Genomic DNA, 21,679 nt, shown 5'->3' with positions numbered 1-21,679 from the left:
CTCATGAACTTCGAAACCTTCTTCCCGGACCTGATCCTTGTGATTTTCGGCGCTCTTCTAACGGTTCTCATAGCGTGGGGCGCTTTAGCAATCGAATCGCGGCGTCGGGAAAAAGGCGACCTCATACGACTCGCCCGAACCATGGCGCGAAAGCGCTCACTTGTTCAGATCGACCACCCCGTAAACGTAGATCCTTTTGATCGTGTGAAAGATATTGAGTGGAGTTCCCTCGGAATCATCGCTGTTCGTGATGCCATCGATTTAGCTCGCCAGTCGGTTCGCTCTTATTCAAAGGCGCACGTCTCGTTGGATAGCATGACTCGCTCCTGCAATAAATACTTGGAGCTGGCTGAGCAGGAGCCCGAGCGCTACAGGATCCTCTTGATGCAGCTGCGAGAGGCTCTGGAGACGGAAGTCAGATGGCTTGCGAAGCGTCGTGGGCTGAAGGATTTGGAACTTCCCGGGACGAAGGCGTTCTAAGCCAGCCGGCGGGTTTACCCGTCAGCCTGCCTGCGTCATCACAGAGCGCCCCCACCTAGGAACCGCTTCATCGCCTCCGCGATCTCGGGTGACTTCGTGTGGTGGAGGTAGTGGCCAGCGTCGAGCAGGATGAGTTCGCCGCGCTCCGCGTGGGCGGCCTGCTTCTCGTGCAGCTCGGCCCAGCCCTCGACGCCCGTGTTGTTCTGCTGCGCGAAGAGGAGGACCGGCAGGTCTGCGGGGAAGGTGCGGCTCTCGGCCTCCGCGAAGTTGGGGGCGATGTGTTCCATCTCGTTGAGCATGGTGGGGCTCATCGAGTTCTTGTTCGCGAAGAGGGCCAGCTGCTCCTTCTGCTCGGCGGTGTAGGGCGTGCCCGCATACGGGTCGTCGCTGAGACCCGCGATGAGGCGCACGAGCCCCAGGTTCTTGAGCGTGCCGAAGAGGCCGAGCGGAAGCTCAGCATCCATGCCGGGTTGGCCGGGGACGCTGGTGTCGATGCCGACGAAAGCGGTCACCTCGTCGCGGAAGCGTTCGACGTACTCGAGGGCGTAGATGCCCGCGATCGAATGGCCGGCCAGCACGTACTCGTCCACGCCCAGAGCTGAGACGGCCTCGTGCACCTCGGAGGCGATGTTGGCGGTGGTGCGCGGGGTGTCGGTGTCGTCACTGCGTCCGTAACCGAAAGGCTCCACCGTAATGACGCGGTAGGTGTCGTCGAGTTCGTCGATCAGCGGCGCGAAGTCGATAGCGGGGGAGGCCGTGCCCTGGCCCGGCAGGAGCACGATGGTCTGGTCGCCGGAGCCCTGGTCGACGACGTTCATCTTCTTGCCGTCGACGTCGACGAGTTCGCCGTAGACCTGGCGGTCGGCGGCTTCAACATTGGTGGCTACGGCGTTGACGGTGGCGGTCGTGCCGACGAAGACGACGGGAATCGCGACGAGGACGCCGACGACGATCAGCGTGATTTTGAGAGGTTTCTTCATTGCTCGTTCCGGGTTCGGGTCTGGAAACAGAGCGCACGTATGCGCATACATCCTCACGTTATGGGCCGAGCGCGGGTGGCAGCATCCGCCCTACGATGGATATATGGGTTTTCTCGACGAGTACGACGTCCGTTCCTTCCCCGCCGCGGTTACGCCGGAAGGGGGAGCGGAGCCCGCCACGGCCGCCTGGCTCAACGCCGAGGCGCGCGGATTCCACGACTCCCGGCTCACCGGTAAGAGGCTCGACGACGCTGCGCACGACCTCGTTGCCGACGGTCGCGAACTCGTGGGCGTGTATGCGCGCAACGTTCCGACACACGCGCTCGGCGCCGACATCCCGGTCGCCACGTTCTCGTCGTTCACGAGCACGCTCAACGTGGGCGCCCCCGAACTGCTGCCCGTGCACCTCGTGTCGAACGTGACGGTGCGCCCCACCCATCGGCGCAAGGGGATGCTGCGCCACATGATGACCGACAACCTGCGCGCCGCGGCCGACGCCGGGTTCGCGGTCGCCGCCCTGACCGCGTCGGAGGCCACCATCTACCGCCGCTTCGGCTTCGGCGCGGCCACCTGGCTGCACCACGTGAGCGTCATCACCGACTCGCGCTTCAAGCTGCTCGTCACCCCGAAGGGCCACTCCGAGTTCATCGAGGCCGCCCAGCTGACCGAGATCGCGCCCGCCGTGTTCGCCGAGTTCCACGCCACGCACCCCGGCTCGGTCGAGCAGCACAACCGGCACTGGGACCACATCAGCGGCGTGCGCTACGACAAGGGCGACGAAGATCTCACGGTCAACGCGGCCGTTCACTACGACCCGTCGGGCGCCATCGACGGCTACGTGTCCTACAAGATCCGCGACGTCTACAAAGACACCCAGACGCTCGAGGTGATCGAACTGGTCGCCACCAACGACGACGCTTACCTCGGCCTCTGGGACCTGCTCGCCTCGATCGACCTGAACGACCGGGTCGAGTGGAACGGCGCCCCGGCCGAGGGACCGCTGCGCTGGGCACTGACCGATGCGCGGCTCGTGAAGCCGACCGAGATCGAAGACCTGCTGTGGCTGCGCATCCTCGATGTCGTGCGGGCCTTCGAGGCGCGCAGCTATGTGGGCGAGGGCGAAATCGTGCTGGCCGTGGCCGACGCGCTCGGTTATGCCGAGGGCACCTATCGGTTGCGCATCGCAGGTGGTACGGCGCGGGTCGAGCGTGACGACAACGCGAATCCGGATGTCTCACTCGAGGCCCCCGCCCTGGCGTCACTGTATTTGGGCGGCGTCGACCCTCTGACCTTGCGCGCAGCCGGCCTGCTCGACGAGCGCACGCCCGGCGCGGTCCTGCGCCTGCGCGGACTGCTCGCGCCCACCGCCCCCGTCTACGGCATCTCCCACTTCTAGGCCGCTGGCTGCGGCTGCGACCGCCGCCCGAATGAACGGATGCCCCGACCAGCAACGCGCTGATCGGGGCATCCGTGTCTCACCCTCGGGTGTCGGGGATTGTGCTCAGCCCAAGGCCGTAGCCGCGGCTACACCTCCTCGGACGACGACGAACCATCCGCCGTGGTCGACGCTGCAGCCAGACGCTGACGTCGACGCAGCATCATGAACGCGGCGCCCGCGAGCAGCAGCACGGCGGCGGCCGTGCCGAGCGGGATCATGCCGGCCGCACCCGTCACGGGCAGACCCGACCCGCCGATGAGCACGGGCGGCTGCGCGGCCGGGTCACCGGTCACCGGGGGAGCGGGCGTCGCGCCGCCATCGACCGGGGGAGCGGTCGGGTCGGGCGTCGGCACGGCCGTGGGGGTGACCTCGATGAGCACGCTGCCCGTCGCGGTGCCCACCGTCGCCGTGAGCGTGTGCGGGCTGGCCGTCGGGAACGTGACGGTGTTGCCCGCGATCACATCGGTGGCAACCGAGCTCGTGAAGGTCGCGAGGTCGGTGACGTCGCCGAGCGAGGTGCCGTCGGCGTCGAAACCTTCGGCCGTGAGCGTCACGGTGTCGCCCTGGTCGACCGTCGTGTCGCTCGCCGTCACCTCGACCGTCGTGGTGGCCTGCGCGACCGTGAACCAGCGCGCATAGACCGTGGCATCCGCGGCGAGGGGTGCCGCGAAGTCGAACGGAACCGTGAAGCCGGCGTCGGCGAACCAGCCCGCGAAGATGCGGTCGTCGTCGGTCGGTTCGGCGGGTTCGACGGGGGCCGAACCGTAGGCCACGGTCTGCGGCTCGATCGCCGTTCCCTGTCCACCCATGTCGAAGCTCAGGGTGCTGGGGGCCGGAGCGCCCAGGCCTTCGGCGGCCGCAGCGGCGGCGAGACCGCCGACGACGGGCAGCGTGATGCTGGACTGCTTGGCGTCGACCGTGACGGTCGCGCTCGGCGTGCCGGCGACGAAACCGGACAGGTTCGTCGTCACGACGACGCCGATGCGGTGACCGGCGGGGAACACCTGGTCATAGGGCTCGAGCGGCCACTCGAAGTCGTACTTCTGGCCGGGCGTCACGGGTGTGGCCTGGCCGTCGACGAGCGTGTCGCGGTTGGAGGAGTCGAGCACGCCTCGGCTGGCACGCCAGAAGTCGGCCGTCGCGGTGCGGCGTTCGACCTCGAGGTAGCAGGCGTTGTCGTACTGCGACTGCGCGCCCCAGCAGGAGCGATTGGCGGTGTTCTGCACGCCGTCACCCGTGCCGCGCGGGGTGCGCGCGGCCGTGCCGTAGTCGACGAGCATGGCCGCCAGGTTGGACTGGCCCTGGCTGAGCGATGCCGACAGGTTCACGATGGGCGTGCCCGAGATGCGCAGGTCTTTCGTGAGCGGTTCGGACAGGAACGTGAGGCGCGTTCCCTGCTGGCCCTCGGGGGCCGTGATGAGGGATGTCTCGTTCGGCGCGTTCGCGGGGCCGGTGAAGGTCAGCGTCTCGGCGCCCGTGCCCGGTGCGAGCAGCAGATCACCGGCGGTTCCGGGCTCGGTTCCGGCGAGGTTGACCGAGACGTTCTCGGTTCCCGGGGCGGGCCAGCTCGCGGCATCCTGCCAGACGTTCGGCTGCATCTCGACCGTGGCCTGGGGCTCGGACATGATGCCGTTCTGCACGTCCATCAACCAGAAGTCGAACCACTTGTGCAGCGTGTCGACCCACTCGGCCCGGCGTGCATCGAACGGGTCGACGTGGCCGAGGCGAGGCAGCCACACCTTGCGCGGAACGTTGTTCTCGGCCAGGGCGGACCACCACTCGCCGAACTGGCTCATGCGCACGTTGTCGTCATTGAGGCCGTGCACGGCGAAGACGGATGCCTTCACGTTGTCCACGTCGTTCTGATAGTTGCGTTCGTCCCAGAACGCGTTCACGTCGCCGGTTTCGTCGCCGTCGACCAGGTTCATCTCGTCGCGCGTCGGTGCGCACAGGTCTTTGCGGTCGGGGTTGGTGACGTTGTTCGAGAGGCCCGCCGGGTAGTTGGTGTTGTGGCGGATGCCGTTGGTGCGCGAGTAGCGGTACCAATCGCTGATGGCCGCGATCGGGACGATGGTCGTGAGCCCGGGGACGCCCGTCGCGGCGACGCCGTTCGACAGCGTGCCGTCGTAGGACTTGCCGATCATGGCGGCCTTGCCCGAGTGCCAGGTGGCCGTTTGGGCGGCACCCTCGGAGTCGTAGCCGGGGACGCGTCCCTGCAGCCAGTCGATGACGACCTTCATGCTCTTGATGTCGCCTTCGCCGCCGTGCATGGGGCAGCCCGTCGAGTTGCCGGTGCCGTCCATCTGAGCGTGGATCACGGCGTAGCCGCGCGGCACGAAGTAGTTGTCGTAGAAGAGCGGGAAGAGGTCGGCGGCGCCGTCGCCGTCATTGTCGGTGAGCAGCTGAGACTCGTTGCCGCGCCCGACGGTCGTGTAATAGGGGCTGGGGTCGATGATCGCGGGAACCTTCAGAGCGCCGTCGCTCTCCTTGGGCCGGATGATGTCGATCGCGGTGACGTCGGTGACGCCATCCCGGTCTTGGTCGACGCCTTCGACGGGGATAAACACGCGCTCACGCACCGCGGTTTCGTAGTCGAAGACCGCCTCGGTCTTGCCGCCGACGACCGAGATGCCCTCGGGGGTCGCGGCCTGGGCGGTGATGGGGGCCAGCGTGCTGCCGATCACGGCGACGGCGAGGGCACCGACGATGGTGACGCGCCGGGCATGGGTGTGCGGCTGTTGTTCCGCCGGCCTGTGTCGAGTTCTCAATAGAGCCTGTGAAGTTCTTAAGAAAGTCATGGCTCTTGAATACCCTCAATCGGGGGTGATCCTGAGAACGTTTACCAATACGTAACACTTCGGCTCGAATGGAAACCTGGCTGGAACTTAACGGCCCGAAAAACGCATCTGTTGGGTTATTCCTCCCTCCGGTGCCGGGAGATGCGACAAGCCCCGCCTCGGCGAACCGGGGCGGGGCTTGTCGTGCTGGTGGCGCGAGCGCTACTTGTGGCGCGGCTTGCGGGCCGGGCGTTCGCCGTCGAAGTCGCGGGCCCGGGCGGGGGCGCCGCGGTCGGGACGGATCTCGATGAGCTGGCCGCTGATGCGCGTGTCCTTCAGGCGGTCGAGCGTGTCGGACGACATGTTGGCCGGCAGCTCGACGAGCGAGAAGTCGGGGCGGATGTCGATGTGACCGAAGTCTTCGCGGCTGAGGCCACCCTCGTTGGCGAGGGCGCCGACGATCTGGCGGGGCTCGACGCGCTGGCGGCGGCCGACGGCGATGCGGTAGGTGGCCATGGGGCCCGACGAACCACGGTCGCGGCGCTCGGGACGCTCACGACGCTCGCCGCGGTCACCGCCGCGGTCGCCATCGCGGTCGAAGCGGTTGCCACCGCGAGAATCGCGGTCGCCGCCACGGGAATCGCGATCGTAGCGGTTGCCGCCACGGGAGTCGCGGTCGCCGCCGCGTGAGTCGCGGTTGTCGAAGGTGGCGGCACGCTGGGCGCGCTCGTCTTCGGCCGACAGCAGCAGGGGCGTGTCGCCCTGGGCGACAACGGCGAGAGCCGCCGCGACATCCGCCTCGGGGGCGTCGTGGTGCTGCACGTAGTGGGCGACGATGTCGCGGAAACGCTCGATGCGCTCGGGGTCGGCGAGGGCCTCGGTGATGGCGTCGTCGAAACGCGACAGGCGCGTGGCGTTGACGTCGTCGACCGACGGCAGCTGCATCTGGGTGAGCGGCTGGCGGGTGGCCTTCTCGATGGCGGTCAGCAGGCGACGCTCACGCGGGGTAACGAAGCTGATGGCGTCGCCCGAGCGGCCGGCGCGGCCCGTGCGACCGATGCGGTGCACATAAGACTCGGTGTCGATGGGGATGTCGAAGTTGACGACGTGGCTGATGCGTTCGACGTCGAGGCCTCGGGCTGCGACATCGGTGGCCACCAGGATGTCGAGCTTGCCCGACTTGAGCTGGTTGACCGTGCGCTCGCGCTGCACCTGGGCGACGTCACCGTTGATGGCGGCCGCCGAGTAGCCGCGGGCGCGCAGCTTCTCGGCCAGCGTCTCGGTCTCGTTCTTGGTGCGCACGAAGATGATCATGCCTTCGAAGTTCTCGACCTCGAGGATGCGCGTGAGGGCGTCGACCTTCTGCGGGTAGGACACGATGAGGTAGCGCTGGGTGGTGTTGACCGACGTGGTGGTCTTGGCCTTGACCGTGATCTCTTCGGGGTCGTTCAGGTACTGCTTCGAGATGCGGCGGATGGCCGAGGGCATCGTCGCCGAGAACAGCGCGACCTGCTTCTCTTTGGGGGTGTCGGCGAGGATCGTCTCGACGTCTTCCGCGAAGCCCATCTTGAGCATCTCGTCGGCCTCGTCGAGCACCAGGTACTTCAGCTGCGACAGGTCGAGGGTGCCCTTGGCGAGGTGGTCCATGATGCGCCCGGGCGTGCCGACGACGACGTGGACGCCGCGGCGCAGCGCGCTGAGCTGCACGCCGTAGCCCTGGCCGCCGTAGACGGGGAGCACGTGCACGCCGCGCAGGTTGGCGGCGTACTTCTCGAACGCCTCGCAGACCTGCAGGGCCAGCTCGCGGGTCGGCGCGAGCACGAGCGCCTGCGGGGCTTTCTGTGACAGGTCGAGGCGGCTGAGGATGGGCAGCGCGAACGCGGCCGTCTTTCCCGTGCCGGTCTGGGCGAGGCCGACCACGTCGCGACCCGCGAGGAGCGGCGGAATGGTGGCTGCCTGGATGGCGGAGGGGTTCTCGTAGCCCACCGTCTTGAGGGCTTTCAGTACTGCGTCATCGAGGCCGAGATCGGAGAAGGTGAGGGCGTCGGTAGGTGATGTTGCTTCGCTTGTGGCGTCGGCGTCGGTTGTGCTCATAAGTCAACGGTAGTGTGTCGCACGCCTTATCGTCTTTTCGGCCGCACCGAAAGGGTCTGATCTCTCATGATTCTTTGTGCCCGGCGGCGCGAACGGGCCCCGGAACGCGGCACGATGTGCACGAGGGGGAGGGCGCGGTGCACCTCGACCTCGAGCGTGAGTTGGCCGCGGCGGGCGAGCACGATGCCGACGATGGCGGCCGCGAGGGCGGGCATGGCGCCCGAGACAATCATGCCGATGTGGGCACCGAAGGTTTCGACGATCCAGCCCATGAGCGGTCCGCCGATGGCCTGGCCGCCGAGGAGTACGAGCACGTAGAGCGACATGACGCGACCGCGGATGCCGACGTTGGACGACAGCTGCACGAGGGAGTTGCTGGCGGTCTGGAACAGGAGCGCAGACATCCCGACAGTGACGAGGATGGCGGCGAAGAAGCCGACCGAGGGCATGAGACCCGCGCTCGCCTGCAGCACGCCCGTGATGAACACGCCGAACACGATGGTGCGCAGGCGGATGGAGGCGCGACGCGTCGAGAGGAGGGCGCCCGTGAGCGCACCGACCGCGACCATCGAGTTGAAGAGGCCGTAGCCGCCGGCGCCCACGTTGAACACGTCGTCGGCGTAGGAGGCGAGCAACACGGGCATGGTCAGCCCGAAGACGGCGAAGACCGCGACCAGGATGACGGGGTAGACGATCGTGGGCTTCGAGACCGCGTAGCTGAGCCCCTGTCGCAGTTGCCCCTTGGTGCGGGGTGCGGGCGCGATGCGTGTCATCTGCGAGGTGCGCAGCAGTGTCAACATGCCGACCACGAGGATGCAGGCGACGCCGTTGATGACGAAAGCCCACCCCGCGCCGACCGCGAGCAGCAAGACACCGGCGATGGCCGGCCCGATCATGCCGCCGAGCTGGAACACCGACGAGTTGACGCTGATGGCGTTGCGCAGGTGCCGGTGGCCGACCAGCTCGGACACGATCACCTGACGCGCCGGGTTGTCGATCACCGTGACCATGCCCGTGGCGAAGGCGATGGCGAAAACGTGCCAGGCCTCGACCGCGCCCGAAAGTGTGAGGGCCGCGAGCCCCAAGCTCAGCACGGCGAAAATCGACTGCGTGATCATCATGAGCATGCGCTTGGAGTAGCGGTCGACGAAGACGCCGCCCAGCAGCCCGAAGAAGAGCATGGGCGCGAACTGCATGGCCACCGTGATGCCCACGGCCGTTGCGCTGCCCGTGAGCTCGAGCACGAGCCAGTCCTGGGCGATGCGCTGCATCCATCCCGCGGTCATGGCGACGAAGTTGCCGGCCGTCCAGATGCGGAAGTTGGGGATGGAGAGGGCGATGAAGGTGTGCTTCCACGGCGGCCGCACGCTGGTGACGGACAGGGGCTCGGTGGGAGGGAAGGCGGCGGCTGTTGCGGTAGAAGGAGAAGAAGTCACGGGTGTCTCTGGTCAGGAAGGAGGCGGCTGGTTACGTATAAGTCGGGATACTGATTCAACGCTAAGCGCATCCTGTTTATTCGGACCCTCAATGACTACTATTACTGTCATTGGTTTTATCAATGCGAGCGGATGTCGCACCGCCCGCCCGCGAGAGGTGCACCGTGTTCGATCCCATCCTTCTGAAGACGTTGCTCGTGGTCGCCGAGACGCACAGCTTCACGCGCGCCGCCCAGCAGCTGGGCCTCAGCCAGCCCACGGTGAGTCAGCAGATGAGCAAGCTCGAGAAGGCGGCCGGGCGGTCGCTCATCGTGCGCGACACGCGCGAGGTGCGGCTGACCGACAACGGCGACGCCATGGCCGGTTTCGCGCGCACGATCCTGGCGGCGCATGCGGCGGCCGAGAGTTACTTCAGCGGTTCGGCCATGAAGGGTCGGCTGCGCTTCGGCGCGGCCGACGACCTGGCGATCACGCAGCTGCCGCGCATCCTGAGGCATTTTCGGCAGCTGTACCCGCAGATCAACCTCGAGCTGACCGTGAACCAGAGCGGGCCGTTGCGGCGTCGGCTCGAGGCCGGGCACCTCGACCTGATCTTCATCAAGCAGAGCGCTGGCGACGAGACGGAGTCGACGCGCGTGGCCCGCGACTCGATGGTGTGGGTGGGGCAGGAGAAGATGATGATCGAGGAGGGCGCGCCCGTGCCGCTCATCGCGTATCAGGGGCCGAGCCTCAGCCGACAGATGGCGATCGAGGCGCTCGAGGCGGCGGGGCGCACGTGGCGCATCACCTGCAACACGCGCGACGTGAACGGGGTGCTGGCGGCCGTGCGGGCGGGCATGGGCGTGGCCGTTTTTCCGCAGGCGTTGATTCCGGCGGACCTCGTGAAGGTGAGCAACCGTTTCACGCTGCCCGAGTTGGGCGACGTCGACTACGTATTGATGGCGAACCCGGCGGCGGCGCAGGACTCGGTGGAGGCGTTGAAGTCGGCGATCGTGAGCCGTGGGGTGAGTCGCGCGGCCTGAGGCAGGGCCGTCCGTCGAGGGCCCGCCGCTGACGTAATCTGAGATCGTGCCACGCTTCTCCGACCTCGCCCGTGTTTTCTCTCGACGGGGCCGGGCCGAAGCCGCTGGAGAATCGGGTGTGGCAGCCGAGCTCGTCGACGTGACGGGCGAGTCGAGTGCTCTGCCGGGAGCGACCGCTGGCGCGACTTCTGGCGCGGCATCCGGCCCGCGCTCTCGGCCCGAGAAGCTGCCGCGCGAGAAGCTGCCGCGAGATGTCCTCGTCCTCGGGGTCGTCGCCTTCTTCGTGATGGTCGGTTTCGGTGTCGTCGTGCCCGTGCTGCCCGTCTACGTGCGCTCGTTCGGCGTCGGCTACGTCGAGGTGGGTGCCGTCGTCTCGGCGTTCGCGGTCATGCGTCTCGTGGCCAACCCGTTCGTCGGCAAGCTCATGGACTGGGCCGGCGAGCGCACCATCCTCGCGATCGGCATCGGCATCGTGGCCCTGTCGTCGGGGCTCGTCGGGCTCGCGCAGACCTATCCCCAGGTGCTGTTGCTGCGCGGCGCCGGGGGCATCGGTTCCGCCATGTTCTCGGTTGCGGCCATGACATTGCTGCTGTCATCCACGTCGCCCAAGCTGCGGGGTCGCGCGGTCGGTTTCTATCAGGGCGGGTTCCTCATCGGTGGCATGGCGGGCCCCGCGGTCGGCGGTCTGCTCGCCACCGTGTCGCTCACCGCACCCTTCTTCTTCTACGCCGTGACGCTCGCGGTCGCCGGTCTCGTGGGCCTCTTCCTGTTGAGCGGTCGCAAACGGGCCGACGTGGATGCCGCGGCCGAGGTCATTCCGTTGGGCCGGGTCATCCGCGACCGCCGTTTCCAGGTGGCGTGCCTCGCGAACCTCGCGCAGGGCTGGTCGGCCATGGGTGTGCGCGGAGCGTTGATCCCCGTGCTGGTGGTCGAGGCTTTGCACCAGGAGCCTGCGTGGACGGGTATCGCGTTCGCCGTCGCGGCCGTCGCGCAGACGATCGCGCTGGCCCCCGCCGGGCGTTTCGTGGACACGGTGGGGCGCAAACCCGCGATCATCGGAGCGTTCGCGGTGGGTGCCGTCACCATGATGGCTATTCCTTTCGTGACGTCGCTGTGGCTACTCATCGTGTTGCTGTGCGCCTATGGGGTCGCGGCCGCCTTCATGGGAACTGCGCCCGCGGCCGCCGTCGGCGATGCGGCGGGTGCGCGCGGCGGTAAGCCCGTGGCGCTGTTCCAGGCCTTCTCCGACGCGGGAGCCATCGCCGGACCGCTCGTGGCGGGTCTGCTGCTCGACCTGTACTCCTTCCCGGCGGCGTTCGCATCGGCCTTCGTCATCATGGCGGCCGCGGCGCTCTTCGCCCTGCGCATGCCGTCCGATCGCGTGAAGCCGGTCGCTGCGGCGTAAGAGCTGCGTCGTAACAGTGGTACGCATTCGCGCCGCTGCGGCGAGCGCGTGCCAGTCTGTGACAACGCACCGGATGCCCCGAACGTCCGGTCGGCAGACGGAAGGAGCGGCGCCATGGCACCCCTCGATACGCGGGAACCCGAGCTGGGATTCAGCACGCAGCAGTTGCACGGCGGCGTCGGCACGGATGGCGACGGCTTCCACGCGCGCGCAACGCCCATCTATTTGAGCGCGGGCTTCGTCTTCGACGACTTCGAACAGGCGGCCGACCGTTACGACGGTGCGACGGGTTCCGGCGACGGGTACTCCTATACGCGCACGGGCAATCCGACGACGGCTTCTGTCGAGCGCCGCCTGGCGGTGCTCGAGCGGGGGCGCAACGCGTTGCTCGTGGGCAGTGGGCAGGCTGCGGCATCCGTGGCGCTGCTGGGGCTGTTGCAGGCCGGGGACCATGTGTTGGCGGCATCCAGCCTGTATGAGGGGTCTCGCGGGTTGCTCGTCGAGAACTTCGGGCGGCTGGGCATCGAGGCCGGGTTCGTCGACGACGCGAACGACGCGGGGGCGTGGCAGGCGGCGATCCGGCCGAACACGAGGGCGGTGTTCGTGGAGTCGATTCCGAATCCGAAGAATGATCTGGTCGACATTGAGCTCGTGGCGGGGGTCGCACACCGTAACGGCATCCCGTTGGTGGTGGACAACACGTTCGCGACGCCCTATCTGCAGCGTCCGGTCGAGCACGGCGCCGACATCGTCATCCACTCGGCGAGCAAGTTCTTGGCCGGGCACGGTTCGGTGTTGGGCGGTGTCATCGTCGACGCGGGCACGTTCGATTGGGCCGACGCCTCACGTTTTCCGCACCTTAACGAGCCGTCGCGGTCGCTCGGCGGGTTGTCCTTCGTGGAGCGTTTCGGGCCCGATGCCTTCTTCGTCTACGCCAAGGATGTCGTGGCGGCCCGTTTCGGTCCGACGCCGTCGCCGCTCAACGCGTTCCTCATCCAGCAGGGTGTCGAGACGCTGTCGCTGCGCGTGGAACGGCAGTCGCGCAACGCGCTGGCCGTGGCCCGCTGGTTGGAGCAGCGGCCCGAGGTGCATTCGGTCGACTACTCGGGCCTCGAGTCGAGCCCGTATCACGCGCTGGCCGAGCGCTACCTGCCGCGCGGGCAGGGCTCGGTGTTCTCGTTCACCCTGCGCGGGGGCGTCGAGGCGGCGCGAGCCTTCTTCGACGCCGTGCAGATCTTCACGAGAATGACTCACCTCGGCGATGTGCGGTCGCTCGTCATCCATCCGGCTTCGACGTCGCACGCGGCGCGCACCGAGGACGAGCGCCGAGCCGCCGGCGTGTGGCCCGGCATGTTGCGTCTCTCGATCGGCATCGAGGACGAGGCCGACCTGCTCGCCGATCTGGAGCGAGCCCTCGAAGCCGCGGGTGCTGCCGGTGCCGGCGCCGCCCTCGACACATCATCCCCGGCGGCTCTCGACCCGATCGGACACCTCTCATGACGAAAGCCCAACACTTCGGCTGGTTCCTGTCCCGTGGTTTCGGCCCGCACGGGTGGGGTCACCCCTACTACGAGTGGAACTATCCCTGGTACGAGCCGCAGCTCTACCAGCAGTCGATCCGCGATCTCGAGCAGGCGGGCTTCGACCTCGTGATTATCGAGGACGCGTTGTCTCTTGGCAACGCCGACACGCTCGACCTCCGCATCCGCAGCGCCTACGGCGGGCCGAAACACGACCCCCTGATGCTCGCCCCCTACCTCTTCGACGTGACCTCTCATATCGGGATCGCACCGACCGTGAACCCGCTGGCCTACTCGCCCTATCAAGCCGCCAGGCAGTTCGCCACGCTGCAGCATCTGAGCTCGAACCGGTTCGGCATCAACGTTGTCACCGACGTGGGGTCGAGCCGGCACTTCGGTGTCGAACCGGTATCTCACGACGCGGCTTACGACCGTGCCGAGGAGTGGCTCACGAGCATCCGCCGTCTGTGGCACAGCTGGGGTGACGATGCCCTCATCGCGGATGCCGCGACGGGCCGTTTCGCCGATGGAACCCGCCTCGACGCCGTGCGGCACCGCGGTGCGAACTACACGTTCGATGGTCCGCTGAACGCTCTGCCCTTCGCAGCCGGCGACCCCGTGGTGGTGTCGCCGGGCGGTTCGCCGCGCGGGCTCAACTTCGCGGGCGAACAGTCCGAGGTGCAATTGGCGCTGGCGTCGCTCGACGTCGACACCATTCGCGCCTACCGGGCGAAGGTTTTGGATGCGGCGACGGCGCACGGTCGCACGGCGGCCGACATCGACATCCTGTTCGTGTTCAAGCCCATCATCGTGGCGAGCGCGGAGGAGGCGGATCGACTCGTTCAAGCGTCGGCCCATCCTGATGACTCTGCGCTGCTGCAGGTGGCCGCCGCGCAGTCGAGCGACCTCGAGACCGATCTCACGCGACTCGACCTCGACCGACCCGTCGACGAGGCGATCTTCGGCGACCACGTGTCGCGCGGCAGCATCAGGGGCCTGCTGGGCAAGGCCGACAGTTTCGCGTCGACGACCCTGCGGGAACTGTTGACCGCCAAAGCGCGGCTCGGCCGCATCTCGTCGCGCGAGGGCTTCGTGGGCACGGCCGACGAGATCGCCGACTTCATCGAACAGATCGGCGACGAGGCCGACAATGACGGGTTCATCTTCTCGGGCGATCTGCACCCCGTGACCGTTCACCGCATGCTCGACGAGTTGGTGCCGATCCTGCGCCGCCGAGGGATTCTCCGCACGTCGTTCGGCAACGGCGGTCTGCGCGGCAATCTGCGCGACTTCTAAGAATTCGGCGCGGCCTCCGGCGGCTGGGGCGGTGTGCTGAGGATGGCCACGGTCGCCAGGTCGGGCGCGGCCCACGTGAGGGAGCCGAGGTCTCGGGGGAGCAGCCAACGCAACTCGTCGTGGTCGACGCTCTGCTCTGGCGGGGTTTCGGCGCGCGCGTCGTAGCAGGCGAGATCGATGAGCCGACCCGAGTCGAGGGCTGTCGTCGAACGATCGATGAGGGCGCCGACACGGATGTCGATGCCGAGCTCTTCTCGGATCTCCCGGGCTAAAGCGGCTTCGGGTGTCTCACCCGGTTCCACCTTGCCGCCCGGGAACTCCCACAGTCCGGCCGACGAGATGTCCGGGCGCCGGCGGCAGGCGAGGATCTCGTCGCCGCGGCGGATGACGGCGGCGACGACGCGGATGGCGGCGGAAGGGTCGTCGGAGGAGCTCACGTCAGAGAGGCTATGCCGTGTGCGGTCGCCTGGCCGGATGGCGCGCCAGGATCGCCGGGCGCTCTGGTGAACGGACGCCCAGCGGAGCACGGTACTCCTTTCGCAGCATCCGATCAAAGGGCTGTGGGGCGTTGGGGCCGCGGCGTAGCGTTGCCGGTGGACAGTATTGGAAAGGAGCATCCCATGCCCGCTTCAGAGGAATTGCCGTCGACGCTCGAACGCTCGCCGAAGCATGCCCAAGCGATCTGGTCGAAGGCCCACGATTCGGCTGTGCAGGAGTACGGAGAGGGTGAGCGTGCGCATCGCACCGCTTTCGCCGCGTTGAAGCACGAGTACGAGAAGGTTGGCGACCACTGGGAGAAGAAGGAGTCGAGCGGCCCGTCCGATGCGCAGGCCGAGGGTGGTGCCGGCCGTAGCGAGAAGAAGACGCAGGAGGGTGTCGATGCGAACGCGACGAAGGAGCACCTGCTCGACGTCGCGAAGAAGCTCGACATCTCGGGACGCTCGTCGATGAACAAGGATGAGCTGATCGATGCGATCAAGAAAGCCAACGCCCGCGAAACCCGAAAGGCCCGTTCATGACGACATCCAGCGAGATCCTCTGCGACGGCTTCGACCGGGTGCGCGGCACGTTCGACACGGTGGCGACCGGTTTGACCGAGGAGCACCTGCAGTTCACCCCCGCGCCGGGTGCGAACCCGATCGTGTGGTTGCTGTGGCACCTGACGCGCGTGCAGGACGACCACGTGGCCGATGCAGCAGGGTCGGAGCAGGTGTGGACGGCCCAGGGGTTCGCCGATGCGTTCAAGCTGCCGTTCGCCGATAAGGCCACCGGTTATGGCATGGATGCGGCGCAGGTCTCGCTCGTGGCCGGTGTCACGGCAGATCAGCTGCTCGACTACCACCACGCGGTGCACGAGCGCACGATCGAATATGTGAGGACGCTTTCGGAAGCCGACCTCGAGCGTGTGGTCGATACCCGCTGGAATCCTCCGGTCACGTTGGCAAGCCGCCTCGTCAGTGTGATCGCGGACGACCTGCAGCACGTGGGCCAAGCGGCTTATGTGAAGGGTCTGCTCGGCTCGGTCTAATTGCGGCAGGAGCGGCGGTGCGACCGGCGCCCCGCGCGTACGGTCCGTGCCGCGAGGTGTCAACCCGTGAGCGCCGTTCAGGACCGGGTGCAAGCATGGGGTGACGGCATCCAACGATTTGAGGAGTGCGACACATATGGCTGAAAAGACTTCGGGTTCGGATGCGGCGGTCTTCGTCCTGTTCGGCGCGACGGGCGACCTGGCGAAGCGCATGGTTCTGCCGGCGTTCTTCCAATTGGCGCAGCACGGCCTGCTGCCGAAACAGTGGCGGCTGATCGGCAATGGCCGCGGTGACGTCTCGCACGAGGACTTCACGCAGCACGTGTTCGATGTGCTGACGGAGTTCGGGCCGAAGCCGGAGGACGGCCCGTGGGACGAGTTCTCGAAGAACCTGCGTTTCGCGGGAGGCGGGTTCGACGCGTCGAACCCGGGCAGCCTGCTGGATGTCATCGAGGAGGCCAAGTCGGACCTGGGGGAGGGTGCCCAGTTCATCCACTATCTGGCCATTCCGCCGAGCGCGTTCATCTCCATCACCGAAGGGCTTGGCGAGCACGGTCTCGCTGAGGGCGCCCGCGTGGTGTACGAGAAACCGTATGGCACGTCGCCCGAGAACTTCCGCAAGCTGAACGAGGCGGTGCAGAAGGTCCTCGACGAGAAGCAGGTTTTCCGCATCGACCACTTCCTCGGCAAGGAGGCGACGCAGAACATCCACACGTTGCGGTTCGGCAACTCGGTGTTCGGCGACGTTTGGAACCGCGATCACATTCGTGCGGTGCAGATCGACGTGCCCGAGACGCTCGATATCGCCGACCGCGCCGAGTTCTATGACGAGACGGGTGCCCTGCTCGACATGATCGTCACGCACCTCTTCCAACTGGCGGCGGAGATTGCGCTCGAGCCGCCGCTGTCGATGAAGGCCGATGACATGCAGGATGCCCGCAACGCGATCATCGCTGCGTTCCGGCCCATCTCGCCGGATGACGCCGTCTTCGGCCAGTTCGAGGGCTACACCGATACGGAGGGTGTCGCGGATGACTCGACGATGGACACGTTCGTCGCCGCGAAGCTGTTCATCGACACGGACCGCTGGCGCGATGTGCCCTTCCTGTTGCGCACGGGCAAGCAACTGGCCAGCGGGGGGCAGCGCATCAGCGTCATCTTCGAGAAGCCTCACACGGGGCCTCTGAGCCACGACACTCCGGTTCCCGGCAATGTGCTCACGTTCGATCTCGAAGGTTCGGGTTCGATCGACATGCGCGTGGTCGTGAAGCGGCCGGGAGCCGAGTTCGAGCTGGCAACCGACATCGCCCGCTTGCCCCTGTCGACGGTCGAGGATGCCGATCCGCTGCCGCCCTATGTGAAGTTGATCAACGACATCATCGAGGGCGACCGTTCGCTCTTCACCCGACCGGATGGTCTCGAGCACACGTGGGAGGTTATCGGGCCGCTGCTCGACAACCCGCCCCGCGTGCAGCCATATGAGCGTGGCTCGTGGGGGCCCTCGGCCGCTGCGGCGCTCGCGGCACCGGATGGCTGGCTGCTGGGAGACACGCAGGACGCGAAAGGCCCGCTCGACGGCGAAGGGGAATCGGACAAAGCGGACGCCAACACCGACCTGAACGACTCCGCCGAGAACTAACGAGAACGCGGCGCCCCGGGCGCTTCGACCCGGGCAGCCGGGGCGGGACATGCGCCCACCCCGGCTGTTAACCCGAGCGGCTATCGTTCTGCGGGTGACGTCTTCTCCCTCTCTGGCTCGCACGCTGTCTCTCACGAACGCGATCTTCCTCGGCCTCGGCTCGATGATCGGCGCGGGACTGTTCGCGGCTTTCTCTCCGGCGGCGCGCGCGGCGGGCAACGGCCTCCTCGTCGGCCTCGCCGTGGCGGCCCTGGTCGCCACATTCAACGCTCTGTCGACGGCGCAGCTGGCGGCCACGATGCCTCAATCGGGCGGTACCTACGTGTACGGCCGTCGCGTTCTGGGCGAATGGTGGGGGTTCCTGGCCGGCTGGGGTTTCGTGATCGGCAAGACGGCCAGCTGCGCGGCAATGGCCCTGACCTTCGCGGCCGCCGTCGCCCCGCCTGGGTGGTTGCGGCCCGTCGCCGTGGTCGCGGTCGTGGCGATCGCGCTGATCAATATCGCCGGTGTCACGCGCACGGCCCGTGCCACTCAGATCATCGTCATCTTCGTTCTCGCCGCGATCGCCATCGCCGTGGTCAGCGGCCTCGCTGGGGGCAGCGACTCGTCCTCCCGCCTGACCGGTTTCCTGACCGACGGTTCCCTCTTGTCGGGTGGCGCCTACGGAATCCTGCAATCGGCAGGTCTCCTCTTTTTCGCCTTCGCGGGATACGCCCGCGTCGCCACCCTCGGCGAGGAGGTGCGCGATCCGGCCCGCACGATTCCGCGCGCGATCATCGTGGCGCTCGCCGTGTGTGTGGCCGTGTATGCCGTAGTCGCTGTGGTGTTGTTATCGGTGCTCGGGTCCTCCGCTGTCGCGGGGAGTGCTTCGCCGGTCGTCGATCTTGCTGCTTCGTCGGGCTGGCCGTGGGCGGAGTGGCTGGTGCGCGCGGGTGCCGCCGCCGCATCGCTCGGTGCTCTTCTCGCCCTGGTCGCGGGGGTGGGCCGAACGGTTCTCGCGATGTCACGCGGCGGCGATCTGCCCGCCTGGCTGTCTGCCGTTCATCCCCGGTTCTCGACGCCCTACCGCGCCGAGGGTGCTGTAGCGGTCGTGCTCGTGATCCTCGTCTCTGTCACCGACCTGCGGGGTGCGATCGCGTTCTCGTCGTTCGGCGTTCTCCTGTACTACTTCATCGCGAACCTGTCCGCGTGGCGCCAGGACCCCTCGGAGCGTCGCTTCGGTCGCGTGGTTCCGACGCTCGGTGCGTTGCTCTGTGTCCTTCTCGTCGTGACGTTGCCCGTGAGCGCGATCGTGACGGGCGTGGCGGTCTTCGCCGTGGGCGCGGTGTATCGCGCGATTCGCCGGCGCTCAGCCGTTTCTGGTTAGAAGAGCGCGTCGGACTCGGGAGCTGCCGGCGGGGGAACGGCGATGGCACTCGCGAGTATTGCCCTGCCGAGTCGAAGCGTGCCGGAGGTGGTCGGTGTGCTGCGGATGCCGCCCCGGCCGCGCAGTGCCTTGTGCGCCCCCGGTGCGAGCACGGTATTCATCCAGCCGCACGGGTTGGCCGGTCGTTGCCCGTCGAAGTGCACGGGGCCGTCGCCCGTGTCGATACTGAACGGCTGACGCGTCAAGAGATCGATATCGGCGCCCCTGACGATGATGTTCCGTCTCGTTGCGACGGGGTCGAGCGGCCCGCAACCCAGGACGGTCTCGAGGTGCTGGAGGGTCTCACCGGCGAAGAGGGTGACGGCCGCTGTTCGATGCGCGGCGTGGCCGAAGAATCTGTCGCCCCTGATGCCCAAGCCCGCGACGACACTGATGGTCTCGGGGGTTTCGTCGATCGACGCGTCGAGGTGAGCGGGCCCGTCCGACGGCCGACCCTCGTAGCGGTGGATCGGAGACACGATGAACCGTTCGATGAGAATTTCGGTTCGGTAGGGGAGCTCCGGCGACACCTCCCCAGGCTAATCGACCGAAAGGATGCGCGCGGCCCGAGCCGTCGGCCGACCCGTCTGCGCGACCGCTCAGCGTTTCGACGTGTCTTTCACCCGATCGACGAGTTCCCGCCACGGACCGTCGAGCTTCTTCTCGGGGATGCGGGCGCCTCGCTCTTCTGGTGCGGTCGGCGTTGCCTCGTCGGCACGCGGCTGATCTGCGCCGGCTTCGGCTGGTTGCATCAGCACGCGAATGGTATAGACGAACCGGTCGGCGGCGGTTTCTGCGTCGGCGTCCTCGTCATCCCACGGGCACGAATCGACGAGAGCGAGCCACTCGGCGACGTCGGGCTCGGCCTCGGCCTCGACGGTCCATCGGGGGCTGAGACCGGCGACCCCTCCCGAGCGCGTCACGGTGATGCGCAGCGTGCTCGCCGGCTCGATGTCACTCATGAGTCATCACCCCCACAGTCTGCCAGGCGTCCTCGACCGCGAGGTGTTCGGGGGAGCCGCCGCCGAAACGTGCCTCGGCAGAGGCGATCGTCAGCCGGGCGAATTCGGCGAAGGACGCCGTCGGGCTGATCTCGCCCTGGATGGCGTCGTACCACACGAGTCCCACGCCGTTCCAAGCCGGCCCGCCGAGCGTCGTCGCGGCGAGCGCAAAGGCGCGGTTGGGGATGCCGGAGTTCAGGTGCACGCCCCCGTTGTCGTCTTCGGTATCGATGTAGTCCGTCATGTGCGCCGGCTGCGGATCCCGCCCGAGCACGTCGTCGTCGTAGGCTGTGCCGGGCTCGAGCATGCTGCGCAGGGCTCGCCCTTGTACCGAAGGGGTGAAGAGGCCTTCGCCGATCAGCCAGCTCGCCTCCCCGGCCGCCAGGCCGCGGTCGTACTGCTCGACGAGGGCCCCGAACACGTCTGAGATGCTCTCGTTGAGCGCACCGGACTGGCCTTGGTATTCGAGCGCCGACGTGTATTGGGTGACCCCGTGCGCCAACTCGTGGCCGATGACCGAGAGCGACGCGGTGAAGCGGTTGAACACCTCGCCGTCGCCGTCGCCGAACACCATGCGACTGCCTTCCCAGAACGCATTGTCGTACTCCTCGCCGTAGTGGACGGTCGCCAGCAGCGGCAGCCCGCGATCGTCGATGGAGTTGCGCCCGAAAACCTCGAGGAAGAGTGCGTGGGTGGCGCCGAGCCCGTCGAACGCCTCGGTGACCGCGATGTCGCCCGTGGCGGCATCCGTTTCTCGTCGCACGGTCACGCCCGGAAGGGTCTCGCGGCCCTGGGCATCTGAGATTGTTCTGTTCACACGGCTGTCGACCTCGCGGGAGGCCGCAGCGGTGGGGTGGGCAGCCGCCTGAGCGGCGCGTTCTCGGCGCAGAGGCGGGTCGACGAGCAGGGAACGGCGGGCCGCGGCGGAGGCGCGTGACACCCGATCGTCGTCGGTTTCGGCGAGGCGGGTGAGGAGGTAGGGCGGAACGATTGAGTAAGTCATGGGGTGACCATACGCGGCCCCACCGACGCCGTCGAGCGCCTGTGGAGAGGATCGCAGATCGCCGCCTGTGGAGAACTCTTCGGGGCTGTCATCGGCGTCGAAGGCCCGCTAGCGTTGAGGGATGACAGACCCGAACAACGCCCCCCTTACCCCGCGTGACGACGAGAACGCGGCGGCCCCGCACGACTCAGACCTGCCTCTCCTGCAGCAGGGTGACCCCGAGGCCGAGCGCCGGAACAGCGAGCAGATCGACGAACTCGCCCGCGCCGCACGTGACGCCGGTGTCGACGACATCGCCACCCAGACGGCACTGTGGAAGGCGGTCTTCTCGCTCGAACGCTGGTTCTTCATCCCGCGCGGCGATATGGATGCTCTGGCCGAGGTTCAGCCCCTCGCCGTGGTCGTCGACGAGCAGCCCATGCTCTTGGCGTTCACGTCACCCGAGCGCGCCCGCCAATCGGCCATCACGCTGGGCCTCACCGACGAAGAGGCCGCTCACGTGCTCGCCGTTCCGTCGGAGGGGATGGTCGAGTCGGCCGATGGCTATAGCAAGGTCGGCCTTCAGGGAGTGCTGTTCGACTACGGGTGGACGGGCTTCTATGCGCCTCTCGGTCAACTCGGACCGATTCGCTCGCACTCGCTCGCGAACTGAGCG

At 67.4% G+C, this 21,679-nt stretch carries 19 protein-coding genes; 11 read left to right on the top strand and 8 right to left on the bottom strand.

What is annotated here, in order from left to right; genetic code table 11:
• Positions 1–3: 3 nt before the first annotated feature.
• Positions 4–480, top strand: coding sequence for a hypothetical protein (locus ACZ6IE_RS08750; protein WP_464607619.1), 477 nt, complete (start codon positions 4–6; stop codon positions 478–480).
• A 38-nt stretch (positions 481–518) separates the two neighbouring features.
• Here the strand turns inward: ACZ6IE_RS08750 and ACZ6IE_RS08745 are convergent, their stop codons facing one another.
• Positions 519–1,460, bottom strand: coding sequence for an alpha/beta fold hydrolase (locus tag ACZ6IE_RS08745; RefSeq protein ID WP_464607618.1), 942 nt, complete (start codon positions 1,458–1,460; stop codon positions 519–521).
• A gap of 103 nt (positions 1,461–1,563) precedes the next feature.
• Between ACZ6IE_RS08745 and ACZ6IE_RS08740 the strand changes: the two genes are divergently transcribed.
• The gene (locus tag ACZ6IE_RS08740) at positions 1,564–2,856 is read left to right on the top strand and encodes a GNAT family N-acetyltransferase (RefSeq protein WP_464607617.1); all 1,293 of its coding nucleotides are present in this window, start codon (positions 1,564–1,566) and stop codon (positions 2,854–2,856) included.
• Positions 2,857–2,984: 128 nt separating this feature from the next.
• On the opposite strand, the gene ACZ6IE_RS08735 is transcribed toward ACZ6IE_RS08740, so the two are convergent.
• The 3 genes from ACZ6IE_RS08735 to ACZ6IE_RS08725 all read right to left on the bottom strand — a co-directional run bounded on the left by ACZ6IE_RS08735 (position 2,985) and on the right by ACZ6IE_RS08725 (position 9,205).
• The gene (locus tag ACZ6IE_RS08735; RefSeq protein WP_464607616.1) at positions 2,985–5,666 is read right to left on the bottom strand and encodes a CocE/NonD family hydrolase; all 2,682 of its coding nucleotides are present in this window, start codon (positions 5,664–5,666) and stop codon (positions 2,985–2,987) included.
• A 231-nt stretch (positions 5,667–5,897) separates the two neighbouring features.
• Positions 5,898–7,769 (bottom strand): DEAD/DEAH box helicase, encoded by a 1,872-nt coding sequence (locus tag ACZ6IE_RS08730; RefSeq protein WP_464607615.1) that lies wholly within the window; start codon positions 7,767–7,769, stop codon positions 5,898–5,900.
• 26 nt (positions 7,770–7,795) lie between these two features.
• Positions 7,796–9,205, bottom strand: a complete 1,410-nt coding sequence (locus tag ACZ6IE_RS08725) for an MFS transporter (protein WP_464607614.1) — start codon at positions 9,203–9,205, stop codon at positions 7,796–7,798.
• Between the two features lie 164 nt (positions 9,206–9,369).
• Here ACZ6IE_RS08725 and ACZ6IE_RS08720 point away from each other — a divergent pair, with 164 nt between their 5' ends.
• The 4 genes from ACZ6IE_RS08720 to ACZ6IE_RS08705 all read left to right on the top strand — a co-directional run bounded on the left by ACZ6IE_RS08720 (position 9,370) and on the right by ACZ6IE_RS08705 (position 14,448).
• Positions 9,370–10,227 carry a LysR substrate-binding domain-containing protein gene (locus tag ACZ6IE_RS08720; protein WP_464607613.1) on the top strand — a complete coding sequence of 286 codons (858 nt, stop codon included), beginning with the start codon at positions 9,370–9,372 and terminating at the stop codon, positions 10,225–10,227.
• A 46-nt stretch (positions 10,228–10,273) separates the two neighbouring features.
• Complete coding sequence (locus ACZ6IE_RS08715; protein WP_464607612.1) at positions 10,274–11,632, top strand: MFS transporter; 1,359 nt, start codon at positions 10,274–10,276, stop codon at positions 11,630–11,632.
• Positions 11,633–11,746: 114 nt separating this feature from the next.
• Entirely contained in the window at positions 11,747–13,132 is a 1,386-nt protein-coding gene (locus ACZ6IE_RS08710) for an O-acetylhomoserine aminocarboxypropyltransferase/cysteine synthase family protein (RefSeq protein WP_464607611.1), read from the top strand.
• Positions 13,129–14,448: an LLM class flavin-dependent oxidoreductase gene (locus tag ACZ6IE_RS08705; RefSeq protein ID WP_464607610.1), complete on the top strand. Its 1,320-nt coding sequence runs from the start codon at positions 13,129–13,131 to the stop codon at positions 14,446–14,448. The genes ACZ6IE_RS08710 and ACZ6IE_RS08705 overlap by 4 nt, the downstream gene beginning before the upstream one ends.
• Here the strand turns inward: ACZ6IE_RS08705 and ACZ6IE_RS08700 are convergent.
• Positions 14,445–14,885: a (deoxy)nucleoside triphosphate pyrophosphohydrolase gene (locus tag ACZ6IE_RS08700; RefSeq protein ID WP_464607609.1), complete on the bottom strand. Its 441-nt coding sequence runs from the start codon at positions 14,883–14,885 to the stop codon at positions 14,445–14,447. The genes ACZ6IE_RS08705 and ACZ6IE_RS08700 overlap by 4 nt on opposite strands.
• Positions 14,886–15,068: 183 nt before the next feature.
• Between ACZ6IE_RS08700 and ACZ6IE_RS08695 the strand changes: the two genes are divergently transcribed.
• The 4 genes from ACZ6IE_RS08695 (at position 15,069) to ACZ6IE_RS08680 (ending at position 18,981) form a co-directional block, all read left to right on the top strand.
• Complete coding sequence (locus tag ACZ6IE_RS08695; protein ID WP_464607608.1) at positions 15,069–15,467, top strand: ChaB family protein; 399 nt, start codon at positions 15,069–15,071, stop codon at positions 15,465–15,467.
• Positions 15,464–15,976, top strand: a complete 513-nt coding sequence (locus ACZ6IE_RS08690; protein ID WP_464607607.1) for a mycothiol transferase — start codon at positions 15,464–15,466, stop codon at positions 15,974–15,976. The genes ACZ6IE_RS08695 and ACZ6IE_RS08690 overlap by 4 nt, the downstream gene beginning before the upstream one ends.
• A gap of 136 nt (positions 15,977–16,112) precedes the next feature.
• Positions 16,113–17,615: a glucose-6-phosphate dehydrogenase gene (locus ACZ6IE_RS08685; protein ID WP_464607606.1), complete on the top strand. Its 1,503-nt coding sequence runs from the start codon at positions 16,113–16,115 to the stop codon at positions 17,613–17,615.
• A 94-nt stretch (positions 17,616–17,709) separates the two neighbouring features.
• Positions 17,710–18,981: an APC family permease gene (locus tag ACZ6IE_RS08680; protein ID WP_464607605.1), complete on the top strand. Its 1,272-nt coding sequence runs from the start codon at positions 17,710–17,712 to the stop codon at positions 18,979–18,981.
• Here ACZ6IE_RS08680 and ACZ6IE_RS08675 read toward each other — a convergent pair.
• The 3 genes from ACZ6IE_RS08675 to ACZ6IE_RS08665 form a co-directional block, all read right to left on the bottom strand.
• Complete coding sequence (locus tag ACZ6IE_RS08675) at positions 18,978–19,550, bottom strand: molybdenum cofactor biosysynthesis protein (RefSeq protein ID WP_464607604.1); 573 nt, start codon at positions 19,548–19,550, stop codon at positions 18,978–18,980. The two genes, ACZ6IE_RS08680 and ACZ6IE_RS08675, sit on opposite strands and share 4 nt — an antisense overlap.
• 69 nt (positions 19,551–19,619) lie before the next feature.
• Positions 19,620–19,982, bottom strand: a complete 363-nt coding sequence (locus tag ACZ6IE_RS08670; protein ID WP_464607603.1) for a protealysin inhibitor emfourin — start codon at positions 19,980–19,982, stop codon at positions 19,620–19,622.
• Entirely contained in the window at positions 19,975–21,024 is a 1,050-nt protein-coding gene (locus ACZ6IE_RS08665; RefSeq protein WP_464607602.1) for a M4 family metallopeptidase, read from the bottom strand. The genes ACZ6IE_RS08670 and ACZ6IE_RS08665 overlap by 8 nt, the downstream gene beginning before the upstream one ends.
• A 121-nt stretch (positions 21,025–21,145) precedes the next feature.
• Between ACZ6IE_RS08665 and ACZ6IE_RS08660 the strand changes: the two genes are divergently transcribed.
• Complete coding sequence (locus tag ACZ6IE_RS08660) at positions 21,146–21,676, top strand: hypothetical protein (RefSeq protein WP_464607601.1); 531 nt, start codon at positions 21,146–21,148, stop codon at positions 21,674–21,676.
• Positions 21,677–21,679: the final 3 nt, after the last annotated feature.

The sequence above is a fragment of the Okibacterium sp. AC114 genome (assembly GCF_979253355.1).
This window is presented reverse-complemented; position numbering and strand designations above follow the sequence as displayed.